This window comes from Desertivirga arenae (genome assembly GCF_017355785.1).
GTDB lineage: Bacteria > Bacteroidota > Bacteroidia > Sphingobacteriales > Sphingobacteriaceae > Desertivirga > Desertivirga arenae.
Window position 1 is genome coordinate 155,584 of the sequence record NZ_JAFEWE010000016.1, and the last position, 7,645, is coordinate 163,228.

6 protein-coding genes are annotated in these 7,645 nt (G+C 40.4%); all 6 read left to right on the plus strand.

Annotated features, from left to right (window positions below; all coding sequences use genetic code 11):
* The first annotated feature begins 8 nt into the window (after positions 1-8).
* The 6 genes from J4N24_RS22425 to J4N24_RS22450 all read left to right on the plus strand — a co-directional run bounded on the left by J4N24_RS22425 (position 9) and on the right by J4N24_RS22450 (position 7,316).
* Positions 9-1,445 (plus strand): RagB/SusD family nutrient uptake outer membrane protein, encoded by a 1,437-nt coding sequence (locus tag J4N24_RS22425; RefSeq protein WP_207535994.1) that lies wholly within the window; start codon positions 9-11, stop codon positions 1,443-1,445.
* A gap of 11 nt (positions 1,446-1,456) precedes the next feature.
* The gene (locus J4N24_RS22430) at positions 1,457-2,218 is read left to right on the plus strand and encodes a DUF4843 domain-containing protein (protein WP_207535995.1); all 762 of its coding nucleotides are present in this window, start codon (positions 1,457-1,459) and stop codon (positions 2,216-2,218) included.
* 21 nt (positions 2,219-2,239) lie between these two features.
* Entirely contained in the window at positions 2,240-3,760 is a 1,521-nt protein-coding gene (locus J4N24_RS22435) for a PKD-like family lipoprotein (RefSeq protein WP_207535996.1), read from the plus strand.
* Between the two features lie 105 nt (positions 3,761-3,865).
* On the plus strand, positions 3,866-5,245 hold the full coding sequence (locus tag J4N24_RS22440; RefSeq protein ID WP_207535997.1) for a TlpA family protein disulfide reductase: 1,380 nt from the start codon (positions 3,866-3,868) through the stop codon (positions 5,243-5,245).
* Positions 5,245-6,171 (plus strand): retropepsin-like aspartic protease, encoded by a 927-nt coding sequence (locus J4N24_RS22445; RefSeq protein ID WP_207535998.1) that lies wholly within the window; start codon positions 5,245-5,247, stop codon positions 6,169-6,171. Before J4N24_RS22440 ends, J4N24_RS22445 begins: the two co-directional genes overlap by 1 nt.
* Before the next feature lie 2 nt (positions 6,172-6,173).
* The gene (locus J4N24_RS22450; RefSeq protein WP_207535999.1) at positions 6,174-7,316 is read left to right on the plus strand and encodes a thioredoxin family protein; all 1,143 of its coding nucleotides are present in this window, start codon (positions 6,174-6,176) and stop codon (positions 7,314-7,316) included.
* Positions 7,317-7,645 lie beyond the last annotated feature (329 nt).

Here is a 7,645-nt window from a genome sequence, read left to right on the forward strand (position 1 = left end):
CGTAGCATATGAAAAGAGTTTATTTCCGAGTATTACTCGCATTATCAATGATTGTCCTGCTTACAAATTGCAGGAAGTTTTTGGACGTTCAACCAGAGGATAAGGTGCTGGAAGAACAAACCTTCACTACACCTAAGGGAATTAATATGGTTTTGAATGGTCTTTATCTCGATCTGGCTAAAAATGACCTTTATGGCAATAGGTTAACATTATCTACAGTGGACATCTTAGCTCAGAGGTATGATATTAGTTCACTCCACTCGCAGTACAAAATAGCTACTTACGCATATACTGATTTGACCGTGATGGATTCGTTAGACAAGGTATGGACCAACGCTTATGCCCTGGTATTGAATACTAATACTTTTCTGGAGAGTTTGGATAAATACCCTGGCGTGCTTAGCCCGGCTGTCGATTCTCTTTATCGCGGGGAGGCAATAGGAATGAGGGCAATGTTACATTTTGATATGCTTAGGCTTTATGGCCCTATGTATAACTCGGCTGATTCCACCAAACCATCTATTCCGTATTATCGCAGTTTATCGAAAGATATAAATCCGTTATTGCCAGCAAACGCAGCTATCGACTCCGTTTTGAGTGATCTTAATATTGCAGAACGCTTACTGGCAAATGATCCCATACGTGTATCAGGAGTGCAAAGGAAACTCGTTGGGGATGGGAATGATTTTCTTCGTGCCAGGAATTACAGGTTCAATTACTACGCAATTAAAGCTTTGAAAGCCAGGGTGAACATGTATAGGGGAAACAAACCTGCGGCACTGGCAGCGGCAGTTGAAGTTATTAATGTAAGATGGTTCCCATGGGTTAGCTCGAATAACGTTTTAGTGAATCAGGGCTCTCCGGATCGGGTGTTTACCACTGAAATGATTTTAGGAGTGCAAAACACAAAACTTTATGACAAGTATGAGGAGTACTTTGCCCCTACACTAGCTGATTCCAGAATACTAGCACCTACGCTTACTAAAACAAGTACTGTATTTGAGGCCGACGAGAATGATTTTAGGTACAATTTGAATTGGAAAGTACCTACGGATGGCGGTAAAACCTATCGTACCTTTTTCAAATATGCAGATATTGTGCGCAAGGATTCCATCTATCGTTTTACCATTCCATTGATAAAGAAAAGCGAGATGTACTATATTGCTGCAGAATGTTCTTCTGATCTCAATACTGCAGCTACTTATTTGAATACAGTAAGGAATAACCGTGGCCTTACCAACAGGTCAATCACCACAACTGCACTTCTGAATACTGAATTACAAAAAGAACATCAGAAGGAGTTTTTCGGAGAAGGACAGCTGTTTTACTATTACAAAAGGCGAAATCTAACCAGTATTCCAACAGGAACCTCTGCAGCTTCCGTTTCTATGAACGCCTCGAAATATGGGGTACCACTTCCATTATCAGAAACCCAATACAGATAATATTAAAATTTATGAAAAAGTTATTCTTCATCACTACTGCATTGGTACTTGCGATTGCTTTGGTCTCCTGTGAAAAGGATATTATTACTTATCAGGGAAAGAGTAATATCTATTTCTACGATGCTGGAAAGGTTCCAACTACAGTCGCCACTAACACTGATTCAACTGTTCTGTCCTTTTCATTAGTAAGCAATACTGATTCAGTTCAAAAGCTTATTGTTGCTACTAACGGAGCTCCTGCAGAGGTAGACAGACCTTATAAAATTCAGATAGACGAGTCTGCAAGTACGGCAATCAATGGTGTACACTATGAAATTTTGGATAAGGTTTTCGCCATCGGAAAAGGAAGTGTTCGCGATACTGTAAATATTCGTTTTATCCGGACTAAGGATATGCAAAGCACTTCATTTAAGTTGTTTTTTGATCTCATAGCAAATGAAAACTTCTCCACGGAAATGAAAGAGAAGGTTGTGAATGCCACCACCGGAAAGAAGATGAGCTTCCTCAAATACCGTTTCTTCGTAAATGATATTGTAAAGAAACCTGCTCGCTGGTTAGATACCTATTTTGGGACATTTACACGAAAAAAATTATTCCTCATCTGTGAAGTATTTGAAATAAGCCCTTCATATCTCGATACATCTATTTCTGTTGCAGAGCTGGTAGCTTATAGCAAAGTAATGCAGCGTTATCTAAACCAGCAGAAACTGCAGGGGAAAACAGTTTTTGAAGAAGATGGGACAGAAATGACCATGGGAACAAGTGCACAGTAATGACAAATAAATCACGACCGTATGTTATTTAAATTTTTGAAAAAGTCATCTTTTGCAGGTCTGATCATGCTGCTTGCTTTTTCTTGCAAGAAGGACCTTGGCAACTATGAATATATTAATTTGAATGAGCCCACTGCCTTTGTCGGCTTAAACGATACAACCGCCTTTTTTGGGAAGCGCTTCGTAATGAAACCTGAAGTGCTTTTCTCAAAGGATATTTTAAAATCCGATACTTCCCGTTATTCTTATGAGTGGTCTTATGCAGGCCCAAATGGTTTGGGAGGTTCTGCTTTATATCGAATTTCCAATGCCCGTTACCTGGATATTAATATGTCGCTTGCAGCTGGTACTTATCCCTTTTATTATGCCGTAACCGATAATGAGTCAGGGGTGAAGTACAGAAAAGAATTTATAATTACGGTAGTGAATCAGATCAACGAAGGATGGTTGCTGCTATCGGAAGTGAACGGCACTGCAAGGTTAGACATGCTATCTAAATCAACAACAGGAACCTTTGATGTAATAAACGATTTACTCGGTACAACAGTTTCAGGTTTAACACTACAGGGAAAACCGAAATTTCTGTACACCTATAATACCGGTGCTAATACGGGTGTGGGTATAAATCTTTCTTATGGAATTTATGTAGGAACAGACGCCTCCACCAATCGCCTTGATCCCGAAACGTTTAAATGGTTGCCAGGTTACAATGTAAAGTTCGAGATACTGGATGATTTGCCAGCTAATTTCACCGCAGATTTGGTACGTCAGTCTGGTTCAACAAGGTCATATTTGGTCGGCAATCATAATGCCTATATCTACGAGCGTGTAACAAATGTTAAATATAGCGTACCTATCAATATTATTGCAGGACAACTTTCCGGTTTCCGTATTGCGCCTTTTGTAGCTAATAATTATACCAGCAGTACTGCTGCCGCTATCCTGTACGATATAGACAATAAGCGTTTTGTTAAACATACCGGGACAAATTCAACATCCAGTATAATACCCGACCCTTCCGGAAAACTATTTAGCTATACAACAGGCCTTGATCTGTTATACATGACCTGGGTTCCTTTCAATGGTGGGGAAGTATTCAGTATTTTAAAAGATCCGGTAAATGCAAAGCGGTATTTAGCTCGCTTCAATCCTATAAGTAACGCCCAGTCCTACTATGCCGAAATTCTCGCGACAGATTTCGCTAACGCAGAACAATATGCTGTTAGTCCAACACTAGGTTATGTTTTTTACTCCGTCGGAGCTAAGGTTTACGAGTACGATATGTCAACTAAAGTTACCAAGTTGATGCTGGACAAAGGGACTGAAAAGGTAAGCCTTATCAAATTCAACGAATTTCTAAATTCCACCAAATATACCGATGGCACAAAGCTGATTGTGTGTAGTTACGACCCATTAAAGCCGGAGGGAACAAACGGAAAAATGGAGCTATACACCGTGCCTACTATTCAGGGAGACCTTGTTTTAACTAATTCCTACTCAGGATTCGGAAAGGTTCAAAGCATCAATTACAGGGAAAGATAGAAAATAATTAACACATAATTCATAGAAGAGCGATACTGGCGGCAGGTAGAATACCTGCTGCAGGTCCTCGCTTTGCCAAAAAATTCAACACTAATAAAATCTAACATGAAATTAAAAACACTCCTAAGTCTGTTGTTACTAACAGCAGGTTTAAGTACAATGGCCCAAAAAGCTGCAGTGCAGGTTCAGGGAATTCTGAAACGTAAACCTGCTACGGTAAAACTTTTCAAAGTATCAGAAGGAAAAACCATTGAGATTGCCAGCAGTACTCCTGAAAAAGAAGGCAAGTTCGGATTCCTTTTCTATCCCGAATATGAGGGCTTATATCTTATTGGTACAGGCAATACGCTTACTGCAGTAGACAACTACAAGTTTTATTTCAAAGGAGGGGAGAAGCTATCCATTGCTTTAACTGACTCCACTTATCAACTAACAGGAAAAGAGAATTCGAAAGAAAACGTGGTTCTTAGTCAGTGGTTCAACTTAACTCAGCCACTTTATTCACGGGCTGTAAATTTCACCCGGATCAATAGTACGTATGTCGACTATTTTCCACGTCAGGAAGAGGTCGTAGCGAAATCAAAGACCTTCCTTAGCGGTAAATCTACCGGAAATACCCGTTTTGATAAAACAATAAAGGATATTATGCAAATGGATCTGGCTATGTACGCCACAGCCTTCCTTTTCACGCCTCGAACAGCTCATCCGGCCGACGAAGAATTAAGTAGTTTTTACAGCAGCATAAAGGCCGATGATTTCGGAACAAAAGCTTCAAAAGTTTACCAATATCCATGGGGATACAGGACTCTTAATTCAGTTATTCAGTTGAATATGCGTCAGGACGGGAAGAAGTACAAGTCGGGACTTGAAGGAACCGATATTTTCCTCTCTTATGTTAAAAACGATACCCTAAAAGGGGACGTCGTCCTAGAGCAGGCGAGTAGATATAAAGGCTATACCGATTACGAGGAACTGATGAAGAAGTATGGCAGCCTTATGCTTACTGAGAGTCAGAAACAGCGTGATAAGGATATTATGTATTCACTTGTTTCCTATGCTCCCGGTTCTAAAGCTTTCAATTTCTCTTATCCTGATACAGAGGGGAAGAAGGTTAGCTTAGCTGACCTGAAGGGGAAGGTGGTTTTGGTTGACGTCTGGGCAACATGGTGCGGCCCTTGCAAAAAGGAAATTCCTGCTTTGCAACAACTTGAAGAAGAGATGAAAGGAAAAGATGTTGAGTTTGTAAGCATCTCTGTGGATGTAGAAAAGGATAAAGAGAAATGGATGAAGATGGTAAAGGATGAGAAGTTAGGGGGGACCCAATTATTCGCTTCTGGTTGGTCTGATATTACAAAGCATTATAAGATCAATGCTATTCCACGTTTCCTGGTCTTTGATAAAGAAGGAAAGATCGTAACAGTAGATTCTCCACGTCCTTCTGATCCTAAATTAAAAGCATTATTAGAAAAAACTCTAGCTAACTAATGTTCGGCATAAACTTAAATGTAGGCTTAATTAGCAGGCTCTTCGTTGTTGCCTGTTATCTGCTAATAGTTCCTGCGCTAAATGGGTACGCCCAGCAGAAACCAGTAGCCGAAATTCCCTTTGAGTTAGACGGGGCTTCCATTATCCTTAAAGTAAAAATTAATAGCTACCCACGGGTGTTGAGGCTGCTATTTGACACAGGGGCTGATGGTATGGCTCTTTCTAAATCCCTTGCCGATTCCATTGGCTTAAAAATCACTAGTCAAAAGCAAGCATCTGTTGTAGGAGGGAGTCTGGAGATCTCCATTTCAAGAGGCAATTCTGTCTTCCTTGACTCTTTTGAGTTAAAAAATCAAAGTATTGCGGTGTTTGAAAACATGAGCCGCGAGGCCGACGGTATCATTGGAAATAGGATGGCCGCACAGTATATTACGCAGGTCAACTTCGATTCGAAGAAATTATCCTTATACAATTTCTCTGACTATGAGTATCCTAAAGAAGGTGCAATTATTCCTTTCAAATATTCGGGAGTTTTTATGCTGCCTGGAACTTTGAGCGTTACCCCGGGAAAGACATACTCAGGAAACTTTGTGTTTGATACAGGCGCCAATTACGAACTGATCTGTTTCCGGCCCTTTGTCAGGCAGAACCGGCTGTTGGTAGACGGTTTCAAGCCTCAATCGCAGGGCTCTACTACCAGCATGGGGGTAACTGTTCCTTCATTTACTGGCAAGGCGCAGAGCTTCAGCTTTAGTGGCCTTCCAGAGATAAAGAACTTGAATGTGACCCTTACAGGAGGAGGAGGAGCTGCCGATCAATGGAATCCTAATGCTGATGGTTCTATCGGTATTAAGATGATCAGTCAATTTAATTTCAGCATCAATGTACCTAAAAGGGAAATACACTTGGTTCCCAGAAAACCTTAAATATGAAAAGACTAAAATTAGGAATTCTCTTATTATTGATATTTAGCTTCCTGGCAACAAATGCCCAGGAAAGTCAATTCACAACCATAAGCAGCTGGACTGAATTATTATCGAAAGCTAAACAGGAAAAGAAGCTGATCATTATTGATAGTTACTTCCAGGGTTGTCATCCCTGCAAGCAAATGGATGACGAAGTTTTTCCTCTTGAACCTGTCATGAAACTGATGAAAGAAAATTTCATCAGTACCAAGATAGATTTCCTGAAGGAAGACCTGGGTAAACAATTGCAGATCAAATACGCAGTGACAGGTTTTCCAACCTTTTTAATTTTGAACAGCGAAGGACAATTGCTTTCGAGGTTTTCAGGTTACCAGGAGGGGGATAAATTTGAGAACCTGCTAAGAATAGCGATTTCGAAGTCCGACAAAGGAGAGGTTTTGAAAGGTTTCAGTTCTTCCCTCGACATTAACTATCCTGATTTTTATATTGCAACAATAAAAGAACGTAAGCCTTATACCACGCAAGACTTGCTTAACTACCTGAAGGGGAAAGATATAGCAAAGGAGGCTAATGCAATACCTTTTTTGTTTAATAGGTCAGCGGCACCTGAGTTAGGGGAAATACTATTGAACAATTATAATACCCTCGAGGAAATGTATGGCAGGGAGTTGGTTTGGACTAAGCGTATCAACTCCCTTGCTGTAAAATTGAAGAGCAGGATCCCCATTCGGGACGATGCAAAGTTCGCCACGTTCCTGTCGGAAGTTCAGCCAATTTTTGCGGAAAAAGATTGGTCTTACGGAAAGTTGGACATCGCCGAGGAGTATTTTTATAAACAGTGCAAGGATCATAAAGCGTTCTTTAAATACGCCGTCGAGAATTTCAATGATGATGAGAATAAGGTTAGGTACATGGCTTTTAATCTTTCAGGCCCCGCAGTTGATGCGGAAGAGAAAATGCTTTATTCAGAGTGGATGCGGAAAGTAGTTAAGGAAAGCTCAAGCTATGAAGTTTTGACAATAGCTGCAAAACTAATGAATGACCAGGGTAATACGGAGCAAGCAAAAACCTATGCAAAATGGGGATTAGCAAAAAGTCAGTTACTTAAAAAGGATTCTGGATTTTTTAAAGGTATTCTGAATTAAGACAGATTCTACTTCCGAAAGTTCATTTTAAAGTTAAAAATCGCAAGCCCTGAGGTAGGGGCAGAGATTTCCAAATCGGATCCAAAGGAATCCCAGCGGTATATCGCATTACTATCCACCAGCGATCTGCTAGCTATCTTCTTGCAGAAATTAGCATTCAGAGACCACGCGGAGCTGAGCAAGAGAGCCCGCAGAAAGACAGTGACTCGTCCTGTATAAACTTAACATCGTTACGAACAAGTATTAATCACTAAATTTAAGTTACGATGTCAAAAGAAATCAAGGGTAAGAAGTTCGGTAGGCTTTATTTAGAGTCTTACAAGAAATCG